The organism is Rhodopila globiformis (genome assembly GCF_002937115.1).
Lineage (GTDB): Bacteria > Pseudomonadota > Alphaproteobacteria > Acetobacterales > Acetobacteraceae > Rhodopila > Rhodopila globiformis.
On the sequence record NZ_NHRY01000053.1, the window covers coordinates 20,069 to 32,554 of the forward strand.

Here is a 12,486-nt window from a genome sequence, read left to right on the forward strand (position 1 = left end):
CCCCTTAGAAATCCAGCCCGCCTTCGCGGGCGGCATCGGCAAGGGTCTTGACCCGGCCGTGATACAGATAAGCGCCGCGGTCGAAGACCACCTGCTTGACGCCGGCGGCCAGCGCCCGCTCGGCCACCAGCTTGCCGACGGCCGCCGCCGCGGCCTTGTCGGCCCCGGTCTTCAGCGTGCCCTTCAGGCTGGCATCCAGCGTCGAGGCGGAAGCGAGCGTATGCCCCTTCGCATCGTCGATGACCTGGGCATAGATGTTCTGGCTCGAGCGGAACACCGACAGGCGCGGACGCCCGTATGCCTTCTGCCGAAGCTGGAAGCGGAGCCGCTCGGCGCGGCGTGCGGCGAGGTCCTGTTTGGCGCTCATTTCTTCTTGCCTTCCTTGCGCCGGATGGTCTCGTCGGTGTAGCGCGCGCCCTTGCCCTTGTAGGGCTCAGGCGGACGGAACGCCCGGATCTCCGAGGCGACCTGGCCGACCAGGCGCTTGTCCACGCCCTCGACCTTGATTGCAGTGGGACGCTCGCAGGTGATTTTGATGCCTTCCGGCACCGGATAGACCACCGGATGCGAGAAGCCCAGGTTGATCTCCAGGTTCTTGCCCTGCACCGCGGCGCGATAGCCGGTGCCGGTGATTTCCAGCGAGCGGCTGTAGCCCACCGACACGCCCTTCACCATATTGGCGATCAGCGCCCGCGTGGTGCCCCACATCATGCGGTCCTGGGTTTGCTGGCTGTTCGGCTGCACGGTGACCTTGTTGCCGTCAACCGTAGCCTTCACCCGCTCGCTCAGCGGCAGCGTCAGCTCACCGAGCTTGCCCTTGGCGGTCAGAACACCGCCGGCGATGGCAACCTGCACACCGGCGGGGATCTCGACCGGATATTTTCCGACCCGTGACATACCCGCTTCCCCTTAGAACACGCGGCAGAGGACTTCGCCGCCAACGTTGGCGGCGCGGGCCTCGGCATCGCTCATCACGCCGCGCGGCGTGGACAGGATGGAAATGCCCAGGCCGGCATAGACCCGGGGCAGTTCTTTGATCTTCGCATACACGCGGCGGCCGGGCTTGGAGACGCGGCTGATCTCCTTGATGACCGGCTCGCCTTCATTGTACTTCAGCTCGATGCGCAGGTTGGCGACGCCGGGGCGCACTTCCTCGGCGGCGAAGCCGCGGATGTAGCCCTCACGCTTCAGCACGTTCAGCACATTGGCCCGCAGCTTCGACGCCGGCGCCAGGCACACGGAGTGCCGCGCGCGCTGCGCGTTGCGGATGCGGGTCAGCATATCCCCCAAGGGATCGGACATTGACATCGTGTCGTTCCCTTACCAGCTCGCCTTGACCATGCCCGGGATCTGCCCGGAACTGGCCAGATCGCGCAGGGCGATGCGGCAGATCTTGAACTTGCGATAGTTCCCGCGTGAGCGGCCGGTCAGTTCGCAGCGCAGGCGGACGCGGACTTCCGCGCCGTTGCGCGGCAGCTGCGCCAGCTTGAGCGAGGCGTTGAAGCGGTCCTCGACCGGCAGAGTCCGGTCCATCAGGACGTCCTTCAGGGCCTGGCGCTTCGACTTGTCGCGCTTGGCCAGCCTCTCTCGCTTCGCGTTGCGGTTGACCTGGGAAATCTTGGCCATCCTGTTTAGATCCTCCGGAACCTTCGATCCCGCGGACAAGCCGGGGGACAGTGGTTTTCCCAAATACTCAGTTGGCGAAAGGTAGGTCGAAAGCCTTCAGCAGGGCCTTCGCCTCGGCGTCGGTCTTCGCGCTGGTCACGAACTGGATGTCCATGCCGCGGACATCATCCACCCGGTCGTAGTTGATCTCCGGGAAGATGATCTGCTCCTTCAGGCCCATGGCGAAGTTGCCGCGCCCGTCGAAGCCCTTGCCGGTGATGCCGCGGAAGTCGCGGACGCGCGGCAGGGCGATGGTGATCAGCCGGTCCATGAACTCATACATGCGCGCCTTGCGGAGCGTGACCTTGCAGCCGATGGGCAGGCCCTTGCGGATCTTGAAGCCGGCGATCGCCTTCTTTGCCAGCGTCTTCACCGGCCGCTGGCCACTGATCGTCGTCAGCTCACCCACGGCTGCGTCGAGCTTCTTCTGGTCGCCCGTTGCCTCGCCGACGCCCATGTTGATGACGATCTTCTCCAGCTTCGGCACCTGCATCTCGTTGCCGTAGCCGAACTCGGCGCGCAGTTTGGCGCGGATCTCCTCGCGGTACCGCTTCTGCAGGCGCGGCATCTCCTCGGCGGACGCCTGGGGATTGTCCACGCCCGCGATGTCGATCCTGCGGGCTGCGCGCTGCGCCTCCTTGCCGGCCGGCGGGCCGCCGGCGCCGCGGGGGCCGGCCGTCTTGGCGGATGGCTTGCCGCCACCCTTGGTCTTGCTGCCGCTCATCGGACTTGCCTCAGCTTTCGATCACTTCGCCGGTCGCCTTGGCGACGCGAACTTTCCGGCCATCGTCCAGAATGCGGAACCCGACCTTGGTCGGCCTTTCGCTCCTGGGGTCGATCAGCTTCAGGTTGGACAGGTGGATCGCCGCCTCACGCTCAACGATGCCACCCGTCTGGTTGACGCCCGTCGGCTTCTGGTGGTGCCGGGCGATCGCCGCGCCGCGCACGACGGCGCGGTTGGCCGCGGGGATCACCTGCAGCACCTCGCCGCGCTGGCCCTTGCTCTTGCCGGTGGTCACCAGGACGATGTCGCCCTTGCGGATACGCGCGGCCATTACAGCACCTCCGGCGCCAGCGAGATGATCTTCATGAACTTGCGCCCGCGCAGCTCACGCACCACCGGCCCGAAGATACGGGTGCCGATCGGCTCCTGCTGCTTGTTGATCAGCACGGCGGCGTTGCGGTCGAAGCGGATGGCGGACCCATCGGCCCGGCGCACCGGGAAGGCGGTGCGGACGATCACCGCCTGGTGCACGTCGCCCTTCTTCACCTTGCCGCGCGGGATGGCTTCCTTGATCGACACGACGATGACGTCGCCGACCGAGGCGGTCTTCCGCTTCGAGCCGCCGAGCACCTTGATGCACTGCACGCGGCGCGCACCGGAGTTGTCGGCGACCTCGAGATTGGTTTCAACCTGGATCATGCTCCGTCCCCCTTACGCAACCGGCGCGGGCGGCGCGGGATGCGCTTCGGCGATCGCGACGGCATCGGCCGGGGCATCGCCGACGATCTGGCCGTTGCGCTCCAGCAGCATCCAGGTCTTCCGCTTGCTGATCGGCGGGCATTCGATAATGCGGACGAGGTCGCCGATCTTGCAGATGTTGCCTTCATCATGCGCCGCATACTTCTTCGAGCGGCGGATGAACTTCTTGTACAGCGGATGCATGACCCGGCGATCGACAAGAACCGTGATGGTCTTGTCCATCTTGTCGCTGGTCACCCGTCCGGTCAGGACGCGCCTTGGCATCGCCCTCTCTCCTTACGACTTGGCCGAGGCAGAGCGAGCTTTCTCTGCCTGGATGGTTTTGATGCGGGCGATCTCGCGGCGGCACTCACGCACCCGGCCGAGGCCTTCGTTCTGGCCGGTGGCGCGCTGGAAGCGCAGGTTGAACTGCTCCTTGCGCAGGTCCAGCAGCAGCGTGGACAGCTCATCCGGCGTCTTGGCGCGGATATCGGTGGCTTTATACAGGGCGTTCTTGGCCATCAGGCGTCTCCCATCCGCGCGATGAACTTGGTCCGGATGGGCAGCTTCGCGGCGCCCAGGGTCAGCGCCTCGCGTGCCAGTTCCGGCGCGACGCCGTCGATCTCGAACATGATGCGGCCCGGGGCGACGCGCGCGACCCAGTATTCCGGCGCCCCCTTGCCCGAGCCCATGCGGACTTCGGCCGGCTTGGTGGAGACCGGCACATCGGGGAAGATGCGGATCCACACGCGGCCGGTACGCCGCATCGCGCGGGTGATGGCGCGACGGGCGGACTCGATCTGCCGCGCGGTGATCCGCTCCGGCTCCAGGGCCTTCAGGCCATAGGTGCCGAAATTCAGCACCGTGCCGCCCTTGGAGACGCCGTGAATGCGGCCCTTGTGCTGCTTACGATACTTGGTGCGCTTCGGAGAAAGCATCTGACTATACCAATCCCTTTACCGCTGCGGCGCCTGCTCGGCGGCCCTGCGGTCCTGCGCCATCGGGTCGTGGGCCATAATCTCGCCCTTGAACACCCAAACCTTCACGCCGCACGTGCCGTACGTCGTCTTGGCCGTGCCCTGGCCATAGTCGATGTCGGCGCGCAGCGTGTGCAGCGGCACCCGGCCCTCACGATACCATTCCACCCGGGCGATTTCCGCGCCGCCCAGCCGGCCGCCGCAGTTGATCCGGATGCCCTGGGCACCCAGGCGCATGGCCGACTGCACCGCGCGCTTCATGGCACGGCGGAACGCAACGCGGCGCTCCAGCTGCTGGGCGATGTTCTCGGCCACCAGGGTGGCGTCGATCTCCGGCTTGCGGATTTCGACGATGTTCAGATTCACCTCGGCCTTGGCCATCTTGGTGAGATCCTTCTTCAGGCTCTCGATGTCCTGGCCCTTCTTGCCGATGACCACGCCCGGCCGCGCGGCATAGATCGTCACGCGCGGCTTCTTCGCCGGACGCTCGATCACCACGCGGGACACGCCGGCGCCCCGCAGGCGTTGGCGCAGGTGATTGCGCAGCTTGATGTCGTCGTGCAACAGCTTGGCATAGTCGGCGCCGGCGAACCAGCGGCTGTCCCAGGTGCGGTTGATGCCGACGCGGAGACCGATCGGATTGACTTTGTGACCCATCTTATGCGGTCTCCTCTTCCTGTTCGCGCTCGGCGACGACGATCTTCAGGTGGCTGAACCACTTCTCGACGCGGGCGGCGCGGCCACGGCCACGGGCGTGGAAGCGGCGCATCACCACCGAGCGGCCCACCTCGGCACGCGCCACGACCAGGCGGTCGACGTCGAGCTGGTGGTTGTTCTCGGCATTGGCGATGGCGCTCTCCAGCGCCTTCTTCACCTGGCCGGCGATGCGGCGCTTGCTGAAGGTCAGCGCGGCGACCGCGCGCTGCGCCGGCAGGTTGCGGATCGACGCTGCGACCAGGTTCAGCTTGCGCGGGCTGACCCGCAGGTTGGAGACGATGGCCTGCGCCTCGGTCTCGTCCAGGCCGCGTTCGTGCTTGGGCTTGCTCATGTCAGCCGCGCCTCGCCTTCTTGTCGGCCGCGTGGCCGGTGAAGGTCCGCGTCGGCGAGAACTCACCGAACTTGTGGCCGACCATGTTCTCGGTCACCTGCACCGGCAGGAACTTGTGGCCGTTGTAGACCCCGAAGGTCAGGCCGACGAACTGCGGCAGGATGGTCGAGCGGCGAGACCAGATCTTGATGATCTCGTTGCGGGACGAAGCCCTTGCCGCTTCGGCCTTGGCCAGCAGGTAACCGTCGACGAACGGTCCCTTCCATACGGAACGCGCCATCTTACTTACCCTTGTTACGGCGACGGATGATCATGCCGTCCGTCCGCTTGTTGCTGCGGGTCTTGTAGCCCTTGGCCGGCTGGCCCCACGGCGACACCGGATGGCGGCCACCCGAGCTGCGGCCTTCGCCACCACCCAGCGGGTGATCGACCGGGTTCATGACGACACCGCGGTTGTGCGGCTTGAAGCCCATCCAGCGCATGCGGCCGGCCTTGCCGAGCTTCTGGTTCATGTTGTCCGGGTTGGACACCGCCCCGATCGAGGCAATGCACTCGGCGCGGACAACGCGCAGCTCACCGGACATCAGCTTGACCTGCGCATAGCCGGCGTCCTTGCCGACGAGCTGCGCATAGGTGCCGGCCGAGCGTGCCAGCTTGCCGCCGGCGCCGACTTTCATCTCCACGTTGTGGATGATGGTGCCGACGGGGATGGCGGACAGCGGCATCGCGTTGCCCGGCTTGATGTCCACGCGGGCGCCGGCGATCACCTGGTCGCCCACCTTCAGCCGCTGCGGCGCCAGGATGTAGGCCTGCTCGCCGTCCTGATACTGGATCAGGGCGATGAACGCGGTACGGTTCGGGTCGTATTCCAGGCGCTCGACCGTCGCCGGCACGTCGAACTTGCGGCGCTTGAAGTCGATGACGCGATAGGCCTGCTTATGCCCGCCGCCACGGAAGCGGCTGGTGATGCGGCCGTGGTTGTTGCGTCCGCCGGTGCTGCTCTGGCCCTGCGTGAGGCCCTTGACGGGCTTGCCCTTCCACAGCTCGGACCGGTCGATCAGGACCGTGCCGCGCAGGCTCGCCGTGACGGGATTGTATTGTCTCAGTGCCATCTTCCGCGTGCCTTATGCGAGGCCAGTGGTGAAATCGATCGACTGGCCCGGGGCCAGGGTCACGATGGCTTTCTTGACGTCCGAGCGGACGCCGGGCCGTCCCTTGAAGCGCTTGGTCTTGCCCTTCACGACCAGCGTGTTCACCTTCACGACCTTGACGTTGAACAGCCCCTCGATCGCCGCGGCGATCTGCGGCTTGGTCGCGTCGAGCGAAACCTTGAAGCCAAACTGATTCTGCTCGGACAGCAGCGTCATCTTCTCGGTGATCAGCGGCGACCGGATGATGGTGTACATCGCCTCCCGCGACAGAGGCTTCTTCAGGGCGGCGGTCATGCGGCTTCTCCCGCGCCAGTTTCTGCGGCGTTGGCGGCGGCCGGATTGAGGCGCGCCTTCAGGCCTTCCAGCCCTGCCGTGGTGATCGCCAGCACATCGTGGTTCAGGATGTCATAGACATTGGCCCCGATCGTCGGCAGCACATCCACCTTGGGGATGTTGCGGGCGGCGCGCAGGAAGTCCGGATCGACCGTGCCGTCGATGATCAGCGCGGACGACCAGCCCAGCGCCTTGATCTTCTTCGCCAGGTCGGCGGTCTTCACCGAGGACTTGGCGGCGTCCAGCACCACCAGCTTGTTCTCGGCCAGCTTGTGCGACAGCGCCGAGATCAGGCCCAGGCGGCGGACCTTCTTGTTCAGGCTGTACTCATGCGAACGCACGACCGGACCATGCGCCACGCCGCCGGTGCGGAACTGCACGGAGCGCAGGCTGCCCTGGCGGGCGTTGCCGGTGCCCTTCTGCTTGTACGGCTTCTTGGTCGTGCCGGAAACCTCAGCCACACCCTTCACCTTGTGGGTGCCGGCGCGGCGCTTGGCGAGCTGCCAGTGCACGACGCGGGCCATGATGTCCTGGCGCGGCGTGGCCTTGAAAATTTCGTCCGGCAGCTCAGCGCTGCCGGCGGAGCCTTGCTCCAATGTGATGATATCGACTTGCATCTGCCTGTTCCTCAGCCCGCGGCCGGCGTTTCTGCGGAGGATGCGGCCAGGGCCGCCGGATAGGCCGCCTCGGCCGGACGGGCGCGCTTGATGGCATCGCGCACCAGCACGTACCCATCCTTCGCGCCGGGGACCGCCCCCTTGATCATCAGCAGGCCCTTGTCCGCATCGACGGCCGCCACTTCCAGGTTCAGGGTGGTGATCCGCTCGACGCCGAGGTGACCGGCCATCTTCTTGTTCTTGAAGGTCTTGCCGGGATCCTGCCGGTTACCCGTCGAACCCAGTGACCGGTGGCTGATCGAAACGCCGTGCGACGCCTCGAGGCCGCCGAAGTTCCAGCGCTTCATGCCGCCGGCGAAGCCCTTGCCCTTCGAGGTGCCGCAGACGTCGACCTTCTGGCCGACCATGAAATGTGCGGCCGACAGAGTAGCGCCCGGTTCCAGCAGAGCATCCTCGGCCACGCGGAACTCCACCAGCTTCTTCTTTGGCTCCACCTTCGCCTTGGCGAAGTGGCCGCGCTGCGGTTTGGTGACGTTCTTTACCTTGGCCTTGCCGTAGCCGATCTGCACGGCAGTGTAGCCGTCCTTTTCCTGGGTCCGCGCGGCGACGACCTGAACATTGTCGAGGTGCAGCACGGTGACCGGCACGTGGGTGCCGTCGTCCTTGAAAATCCGGGTCATGCCAAGCTTCTTGGCCAGCAGACCGGTGCGCAGGGGCTGAGGGGATGATGCGGGCATGGTCTTAGATCTTGATCTCAACGTCCACGCCGGCGGCGAGGTCGAGCTTCATCAGCGCGTCCACCGTCTGCGGCGTCGGCTCCACGATGTCGAGCAGGCGGCGATGGGTCCGGATTTCGAACTGCTCGCGGCTTTTCTTGTCGACGTGCGGAGAGCGGTTGACCGTGAAACGCTCGATATGGGTCGGCAGCGGGATCGGTCCGCGAACCCGGGCACCCGTGCGCTTGGCCGTGTTCACGATCTCCTTCGTGCTGTTGTCCAGCACGCGGTGATCGTAGGCCCGAAGGCGGATGCGGATATTCTGATTGTCCATCGTTCGCTCTTTGTAATTCCCGCCGAAACGAGAGCCGGCGCCTGCCCGTCCGTCATGAACGGGCGCGGCGCCGGCGTTGTTCCGCTGCTTACTTCTGGATGCTGGCGACCACGCCGGCGCCGACGGTGCGGCCACCTTCGCGGATCGCAAAGCGCAGGCCTTCATCCATGGCGATCGGGGCGATCAGCTCGACCGTCATCGACACGTTGTCGCCCGGCATCACCATTTCCGTGCCTTCCGGCAGCTGCACCACGCCCGTCACGTCGGTCGTGCGGAAGTAGAACTGCGGACGGTAGTTGGTGAAGAACGGGGTGTGACGGCCGCCTTCTTCCTTGGTCAGGATGTAGGCTTCGGCCTTGAAGTTGGTGTGCGGCGTGATCGAGCCGGGCTTCGCCAGAACCTGGCCGCGCTCGACGTCTTCACGCTTGGTGCCGCGCAGCAGGGCGCCGATGTTGTCGCCGGCCTGGCCCTGGTCGAGCAGCTTGCGGAACATCTCGACGCCGGTCACGACGGTCTTGGTGGTCGGGCGGATGCCGACGATCTCGACTTCCTCGCCAACCTTGATGATGCCACGCTCGACGCGGCCGGTCACCACGGTGCCGCGGCCCGAGATCGAGAACACGTCTTCGATCGGCATCAGGAACGGACGGTCGGTGGCGCGCTCCGGCTGCGGGATGTAGGCGTCGACCGCATCCATCAGCTTCAGGATGGCCTCATGGCCGAGTTCCGGCCGGGTGCCTTCCAGGGCGCACAGCGCCGAGCCGTGGATGATCGGGATGTCGTCGCCGGGGAACTGGTAGGAGGACAGAAGCTCGCGCACTTCCATCTCGACCAGCTCGAGCAGTTCCGGGTCGTCGACCATGTCGCACTTGTTGAGGAACACGACCAGCGCGGGCACGCCGACCTGGCGGGCGAGCAGGATGTGCTCCCGGGTCTGCGGCATCGGGCCGTCGGCGGCGGACACGACCAGGATCGCGCCGTCCATCTGCGCGGCGCCGGTGATCATGTTCTTCACGTAGTCGGCGTGGCCGGGGCAGTCGACGTGGGCGTAGTGGCGGTTCTTGGTTTCATACTCCACGTGGGCGGTGGAGATGGTGATGCCGCGCGCCTTCTCTTCCGGTGCCTTGTCGATCTGGTCGTAGGCGGTGAAGGTGGCGCCGCCGGTTTCAGCCAGCACCTTGGTGATGGCCGCGGTCAGTGACGTCTTGCCATGGTCGACGTGGCCGATCGTGCCGATATTGCAGTGTGGCTTGGTCCGCTCGAATTTCGCCTTAGCCATCTTACTCTCCGTAGATCCAGCGACAGATCTGTAAGGTTATAACCGTTGCCTACCAGCGGTAGTGGCTGAAGGCCTTGTTGGCCTCGGCCATCCGATGGGTGTCCTCGCGCTTCTTGACGGCTGACCCGCGGTTGTTGACCGCGTCGTTCAGCTCGTTGGAAAGCCGCTCTTGCATCGTGTGCTCGCCGCGCTTGCGGGCGGCGTCGATGATCCAGCGGATCGCCAAAGCCTGGCGGCGCTCGGCCCGAACTTCGACGGGCACCTGGTAGGTGGCACCGCCGACGCGCCGTGAACGCACTTCCACGGCAGGCTTCACGTTGTCCAAAGCCTCATGGAACATGCGCACTGGATCGGCCTGGGCACCGCCGCGACGCTTCAGGACGTCGAGGGCACTGTAGACAATGCTTTCGGCCGCGGACTTCTTACCATCATACATCAGCGCGTTCATGAAACGGCTGATGACGATGTCGCCGAACTTGGCGTCCGGCAGGATTTCGCGCTTGTCGGCGCGGTGGCGACGGGACATGCGATCGACCCCTTACTTCGGCCGCTTCGCGCCATACAGCGACCGGCGCTGACGGCGCTTGGCGATGCCCTGGGTATCCAGAACGCCACGCAGGATGTGATAGCGAACGCCCGGAAGGTCCTTCACGCGGCCGCCGCGGATCAGCACCACCGAGTGCTCCTGCAGATTGTGGCCCTCGCCCGGGATGTAGCTCACAACCTCATAGCCGTTCGTCAGGCGCACCTTGGCGACCTTACGCAGCGCGGAGTTCGGCTTCTTCGGGGTGGTTGTGTACACGCGCGTGCAAACGCCGCGCTTCTGGGGGCACCCCTGCAGCGCCGGAACCGAGTTCCGGGACTTCGGCCGCTCGCGCCCGTGGGCGATAAGCTGGTTGATGGTCGGCATGGACCTCTTTCTCTTTTCCGTTCGCGCTTCGCCCGGGGCGCGCGGTTCGATCGTTGTTAACAGACCAAACCCGCCGGCCTGGGAGAAAGTCCCAACCTGCGGGGTGTCGAATACAGGCGGCCTAGGCCCATTCTGAAAACGGGCGGCACCGCATGCGTCGTTTGCCTGCGAACCAACGACCGCCCCATCCGGTCAACCCAGGGTCAGTCGAGGGCGCGATACCTAGAAGCAGGCTTCCGGCGAGTCAAGCGGTTATCCCACGTGCAATCGCGTGCCGGCACCGGGATCGTGCAGAGCCGTTCGCTTGCGAATAATGCGATTTTACATTACCTCCACTGGCGGCGACACAGCGGAGCGGGCCATGACGACGCTGACCGTGACGGAGCGGGGACAGGTAACGCTGCGGAAAGAGGTGCTACGGCATCTCGGGATCAGGCCGGGCGACAAGATTGAGCTTGAGCTGCTGCCGGGTGGCCAGGTCGGGTTGCGGGCCGCGCGGCCAGCCGGTTCGATCGACGGATTCCTCGGTCTGCTGGCCGGCCGCACCGGCAAGGTCGCGACGCTTGAGGAAATCGAATCGGCGATCGAAGACGGCTGGGCCGGCCGCTCGTGAAGGTCAGCGCCGATACGAGCGTGCTGGTGCGGGCGGTGGTGCGGGACGACGACGCCCAGGCCGATCGGGCCGCCGCGCTGCTGACCGAGGCGGAACTGATTGCGGTGGCGCCATCCAGCCTGTGCGAGTTCGTCTGGGTCCTGCGCAAGGTTTACAGGTTCAAGCCGGCCGAGGTGGGCGAGGCGATTCGGGCGCTGCTGGCGGCCGGAACCGTGAAAACGGACCGCCCGGTCGTGGAGGCGGGCCTGGCGATGCTTGATGCGGGCGGGGATTTCGCCGATGGCGTCATCGCGCATGAGGGCGCCGGTCTCGGCGGCGACGTGTTCGTCACGTTCGACCGGCGCGCCGTGACGCGGCTTCAGGCGATGGGACGGACGACGCGGGTGCTGTAGCGCACTTTGGATGATAGTCGTGGTGGTGCCTGGCCTTCCCTGGGACTCGCTTGCGCCGTTTTTTGCTTGCGTCGGCCTTGTGCCACCTTGGCACTGCTTGGAGCGGCTTTGCCGCGGGATTTTCAACATGGAGTTAGCCAGCCGGCGCGCCGGCACCGCGATGGCGGAAAATGGGCGAAAGGCTGTTGCCTCTCCGTCATGGCCGGGCATGTCCCGGCCATCCACCCCCCGCCGCCTGTGCGCAGATGGCCGGGACACGCCCGGCCATGACGATAGAGAGACGATCGCGCCTGCTGGTCCGCATTTTCATAGGAGAAAGCGCAGAGCAACTGTCTTTTTTGTTTCGGCTTCATCATCCAATTTCCCGGATTTTAGACACGCGTTGTCGTTCCGCAATCGCGGCTGGTATGGCCCAGCCGTCATTATGGTGAGGCCGGGCACTGCCGCCGTCCCGCCGGGTGGCGGCCTGTCATACGGTACCCGGGAATCTCTGGCGGTCTTCCCGCGACTGTTGGTGCGGCCTGCGCTGGCCTGACGTGTTGGCCTGAAGAGTGTCGAAACCAACACTGTTTCCCGGGAACCGTATCAGACGAAGAAGCGCAATCCCTCCTTCAGGCACGCGGCCTGTAGAGGGCTGGGCAGGCCTGCACCGATGCTGCGATGCGTCACCCCGATCATACGGTCGGTCAGGTCCCTATTTTTACTGTGTCACTATCCTCTAGCTATTGACTATAGCCACCCCATATAGGGGTCCATGTATCAGGAAGGAGCGAGACTGCCGCTGACGGGTGAGGCCCGATTGGAGGCGTATCTGGATGCGATTGTCGGAGGACTGGGACATGCCCGCCGCGCCGCCTCGGCGCGGGCCTACTGCACCGGTCTGCTGCTGCCCGGCGAGCGCAAGAGCATCGAGCCGATGGCCGCACGGCTCGATCCGGCGCATGTGCAGGCCAAACACCAGTCGCTGCACCATGTGGTGGCGCAGGCCG

At 65.7% G+C, this 12,486-nt stretch carries 24 protein-coding genes; 3 read left to right on the forward strand and 21 right to left on the reverse strand.

Features of this window, described 5'->3' with window-relative positions; all coding sequences use genetic code 11:
• Positions 1 to 4: 4 nt before the first annotated feature.
• The 21 genes from rplR to rpsL form a co-directional block, all read right to left on the reverse strand.
• A complete protein-coding gene (rplR, locus tag CCS01_RS04285; RefSeq protein WP_104517591.1) occupies positions 5 to 367 on the reverse strand; it encodes a 50S ribosomal protein L18 in 363 nt (120 codons plus the stop codon).
• On the reverse strand, positions 364 to 897 hold the full coding sequence (gene rplF / locus CCS01_RS04290; protein WP_104517592.1) for a 50S ribosomal protein L6: 534 nt from the start codon (positions 895 to 897) through the stop codon (positions 364 to 366). Before rplF ends, rplR begins: the two co-directional genes overlap by 4 nt.
• Before the next feature lie 12 nt (positions 898 to 909).
• The gene (rpsH, locus tag CCS01_RS04295) at positions 910 to 1,308 is read right to left on the reverse strand and encodes a 30S ribosomal protein S8 (protein WP_104517593.1); all 399 of its coding nucleotides are present in this window, start codon (positions 1,306 to 1,308) and stop codon (positions 910 to 912) included.
• Positions 1,309 to 1,320: 12 nt separating this feature from the next.
• Positions 1,321 to 1,626, reverse strand: coding sequence for a 30S ribosomal protein S14 (gene rpsN, locus CCS01_RS04300; RefSeq protein ID WP_104517594.1), 306 nt, complete (start codon positions 1,624 to 1,626; stop codon positions 1,321 to 1,323).
• 67 nt (positions 1,627 to 1,693) lie between these two features.
• The gene (rplE, locus tag CCS01_RS04305) at positions 1,694 to 2,233 is read right to left on the reverse strand and encodes a 50S ribosomal protein L5 (RefSeq protein ID WP_104517611.1); all 540 of its coding nucleotides are present in this window, start codon (positions 2,231 to 2,233) and stop codon (positions 1,694 to 1,696) included.
• Between the two features lie 166 nt (positions 2,234 to 2,399).
• Complete coding sequence (gene rplX / locus CCS01_RS04310; RefSeq protein WP_104517595.1) at positions 2,400 to 2,720, reverse strand: 50S ribosomal protein L24; 321 nt, start codon at positions 2,718 to 2,720, stop codon at positions 2,400 to 2,402.
• Positions 2,720 to 3,088, reverse strand: a complete 369-nt coding sequence (rplN, locus tag CCS01_RS04315) for a 50S ribosomal protein L14 (RefSeq protein ID WP_104517596.1) — start codon at positions 3,086 to 3,088, stop codon at positions 2,720 to 2,722. Before rplN ends, rplX begins: the two co-directional genes overlap by 1 nt.
• A 12-nt stretch (positions 3,089 to 3,100) precedes the next feature.
• Complete coding sequence (gene rpsQ / locus CCS01_RS04320; protein WP_104517597.1) at positions 3,101 to 3,412, reverse strand: 30S ribosomal protein S17; 312 nt, start codon at positions 3,410 to 3,412, stop codon at positions 3,101 to 3,103.
• Between the two features lie 12 nt (positions 3,413 to 3,424).
• On the reverse strand, positions 3,425 to 3,634 hold the full coding sequence (gene rpmC / locus CCS01_RS04325) for a 50S ribosomal protein L29 (protein WP_104517612.1): 210 nt from the start codon (positions 3,632 to 3,634) through the stop codon (positions 3,425 to 3,427).
• Between the two features lie 14 nt (positions 3,635 to 3,648).
• Positions 3,649 to 4,065 (reverse strand): 50S ribosomal protein L16, encoded by a 417-nt coding sequence (gene rplP / locus CCS01_RS04330; RefSeq protein WP_104517598.1) that lies wholly within the window; start codon positions 4,063 to 4,065, stop codon positions 3,649 to 3,651.
• A gap of 18 nt (positions 4,066 to 4,083) precedes the next feature.
• Positions 4,084 to 4,761 (reverse strand): 30S ribosomal protein S3, encoded by a 678-nt coding sequence (gene rpsC / locus CCS01_RS04335; protein WP_104517599.1) that lies wholly within the window; start codon positions 4,759 to 4,761, stop codon positions 4,084 to 4,086.
• 1 nt (position 4,762) lies between these two features.
• Positions 4,763 to 5,152 (reverse strand): 50S ribosomal protein L22, encoded by a 390-nt coding sequence (rplV, locus tag CCS01_RS04340; protein ID WP_104517600.1) that lies wholly within the window; start codon positions 5,150 to 5,152, stop codon positions 4,763 to 4,765.
• A 1-nt stretch (position 5,153) separates the two neighbouring features.
• Positions 5,154 to 5,432, reverse strand: a complete 279-nt coding sequence (rpsS, locus tag CCS01_RS04345; protein WP_104517601.1) for a 30S ribosomal protein S19 — start codon at positions 5,430 to 5,432, stop codon at positions 5,154 to 5,156.
• Between the two features lies 1 nt (position 5,433).
• Complete coding sequence (gene rplB / locus CCS01_RS04350) at positions 5,434 to 6,264, reverse strand: 50S ribosomal protein L2 (RefSeq protein ID WP_104517602.1); 831 nt, start codon at positions 6,262 to 6,264, stop codon at positions 5,434 to 5,436.
• A 12-nt stretch (positions 6,265 to 6,276) separates the two neighbouring features.
• The gene (locus CCS01_RS04355) at positions 6,277 to 6,573 is read right to left on the reverse strand and encodes a 50S ribosomal protein L23 (RefSeq protein ID WP_193540101.1); all 297 of its coding nucleotides are present in this window, start codon (positions 6,571 to 6,573) and stop codon (positions 6,277 to 6,279) included.
• Between the two features lie 20 nt (positions 6,574 to 6,593).
• Positions 6,594 to 7,253: a 50S ribosomal protein L4 gene (gene rplD, locus CCS01_RS04360; protein WP_104517604.1), complete on the reverse strand. Its 660-nt coding sequence runs from the start codon at positions 7,251 to 7,253 to the stop codon at positions 6,594 to 6,596.
• Positions 7,254 to 7,264: 11 nt separating this feature from the next.
• Complete coding sequence (gene rplC / locus CCS01_RS04365; protein ID WP_104517613.1) at positions 7,265 to 7,966, reverse strand: 50S ribosomal protein L3; 702 nt, start codon at positions 7,964 to 7,966, stop codon at positions 7,265 to 7,267.
• A gap of 28 nt (positions 7,967 to 7,994) precedes the next feature.
• Positions 7,995 to 8,303, reverse strand: a complete 309-nt coding sequence (rpsJ, locus tag CCS01_RS04370; RefSeq protein ID WP_104517605.1) for a 30S ribosomal protein S10 — start codon at positions 8,301 to 8,303, stop codon at positions 7,995 to 7,997.
• A gap of 88 nt (positions 8,304 to 8,391) precedes the next feature.
• The gene (gene tuf / locus CCS01_RS04375) at positions 8,392 to 9,582 is read right to left on the reverse strand and encodes an elongation factor Tu (protein WP_104517606.1); all 1,191 of its coding nucleotides are present in this window, start codon (positions 9,580 to 9,582) and stop codon (positions 8,392 to 8,394) included.
• 49 nt (positions 9,583 to 9,631) lie between these two features.
• Positions 9,632 to 10,108, reverse strand: coding sequence for a 30S ribosomal protein S7 (rpsG, locus tag CCS01_RS04380; RefSeq protein ID WP_104517607.1), 477 nt, complete (start codon positions 10,106 to 10,108; stop codon positions 9,632 to 9,634).
• Between the two features lie 12 nt (positions 10,109 to 10,120).
• Positions 10,121 to 10,492: a 30S ribosomal protein S12 gene (gene rpsL / locus CCS01_RS04385; RefSeq protein ID WP_104517608.1), complete on the reverse strand. Its 372-nt coding sequence runs from the start codon at positions 10,490 to 10,492 to the stop codon at positions 10,121 to 10,123.
• Between the two features lie 361 nt (positions 10,493 to 10,853).
• Between rpsL and CCS01_RS04390 the strand changes: the two genes are divergently transcribed.
• The 3 genes from CCS01_RS04390 to CCS01_RS04400 all read left to right on the forward strand — a co-directional run.
• Positions 10,854 to 11,105 (forward strand): AbrB/MazE/SpoVT family DNA-binding domain-containing protein, encoded by a 252-nt coding sequence (locus CCS01_RS04390; protein WP_104517609.1) that lies wholly within the window; start codon positions 10,854 to 10,856, stop codon positions 11,103 to 11,105.
• Positions 11,102 to 11,497 (forward strand): type II toxin-antitoxin system VapC family toxin, encoded by a 396-nt coding sequence (locus CCS01_RS04395; RefSeq protein ID WP_104517610.1) that lies wholly within the window; start codon positions 11,102 to 11,104, stop codon positions 11,495 to 11,497. The genes CCS01_RS04390 and CCS01_RS04395 overlap by 4 nt, the downstream gene beginning before the upstream one ends.
• A 754-nt stretch (positions 11,498 to 12,251) precedes the next feature.
• Positions 12,252 to 12,486, forward strand: a 235-nt coding sequence (locus tag CCS01_RS04400; protein WP_146101560.1) for a transposase, incomplete at its 3' end; no start/stop codon positions are given.

Coding starts and splice junctions, on each gene's coding strand:
- rplX (WP_104517595.1), bottom strand. CDS start 2,720: ATGGCCGCGCGTATCCGCAAGGGCGACATCGTCCTGGTGACCACCGGC.
- rpsS (WP_104517601.1), bottom strand. CDS start 5,432: ATGGCGCGTTCCGTATGGAAGGGACCGTTCGTCGACGGTTACCTGCTG.
- rplV (WP_104517600.1), bottom strand. CDS start 5,152: ATGAGCAAGCCCAAGCACGAACGCGGCCTGGACGAGACCGAGGCGCAG.
- CCS01_RS04390 (WP_104517609.1), top strand. CDS start 10,854: ATGACGACGCTGACCGTGACGGAGCGGGGACAGGTAACGCTGCGGAAA.
- rplB (WP_104517602.1), bottom strand. CDS start 6,264: ATGGCACTGAGACAATACAATCCCGTCACGGCGAGCCTGCGCGGCACG.
- rplR (WP_104517591.1), bottom strand. CDS start 367: ATGAGCGCCAAACAGGACCTCGCCGCACGCCGCGCCGAGCGGCTCCGC.
- rplE (WP_104517611.1), bottom strand. CDS start 2,233: ATGCCGCGCCTGCAGAAGCGGTACCGCGAGGAGATCCGCGCCAAACTG.
- rpsJ (WP_104517605.1), bottom strand. CDS start 8,303: ATGGACAATCAGAATATCCGCATCCGCCTTCGGGCCTACGATCACCGC.
- rplN (WP_104517596.1), bottom strand. CDS start 3,088: ATGATCCAGGTTGAAACCAATCTCGAGGTCGCCGACAACTCCGGTGCG.
- rplD (WP_104517604.1), bottom strand. CDS start 7,253: ATGCAAGTCGATATCATCACATTGGAGCAAGGCTCCGCCGGCAGCGCT.
- rplP (WP_104517598.1), bottom strand. CDS start 4,065: ATGCTTTCTCCGAAGCGCACCAAGTATCGTAAGCAGCACAAGGGCCGC.
- rpsG (WP_104517607.1), bottom strand. CDS start 10,108: ATGTCCCGTCGCCACCGCGCCGACAAGCGCGAAATCCTGCCGGACGCC.
- rpsH (WP_104517593.1), bottom strand. CDS start 1,308: ATGTCAATGTCCGATCCCTTGGGGGATATGCTGACCCGCATCCGCAAC.
- rpsL (WP_104517608.1), bottom strand. CDS start 10,492: ATGCCGACCATCAACCAGCTTATCGCCCACGGGCGCGAGCGGCCGAAG.
- tuf (WP_104517606.1), bottom strand. CDS start 9,582: ATGGCTAAGGCGAAATTCGAGCGGACCAAGCCACACTGCAATATCGGC.
- rpsC (WP_104517599.1), bottom strand. CDS start 4,761: ATGGGTCACAAAGTCAATCCGATCGGTCTCCGCGTCGGCATCAACCGC.
- rpsQ (WP_104517597.1), bottom strand. CDS start 3,412: ATGCCAAGGCGCGTCCTGACCGGACGGGTGACCAGCGACAAGATGGAC.
- rpsN (WP_104517594.1), bottom strand. CDS start 1,626: ATGGCCAAGATTTCCCAGGTCAACCGCAACGCGAAGCGAGAGAGGCTG.
- rplF (WP_104517592.1), bottom strand. CDS start 897: ATGTCACGGGTCGGAAAATATCCGGTCGAGATCCCCGCCGGTGTGCAG.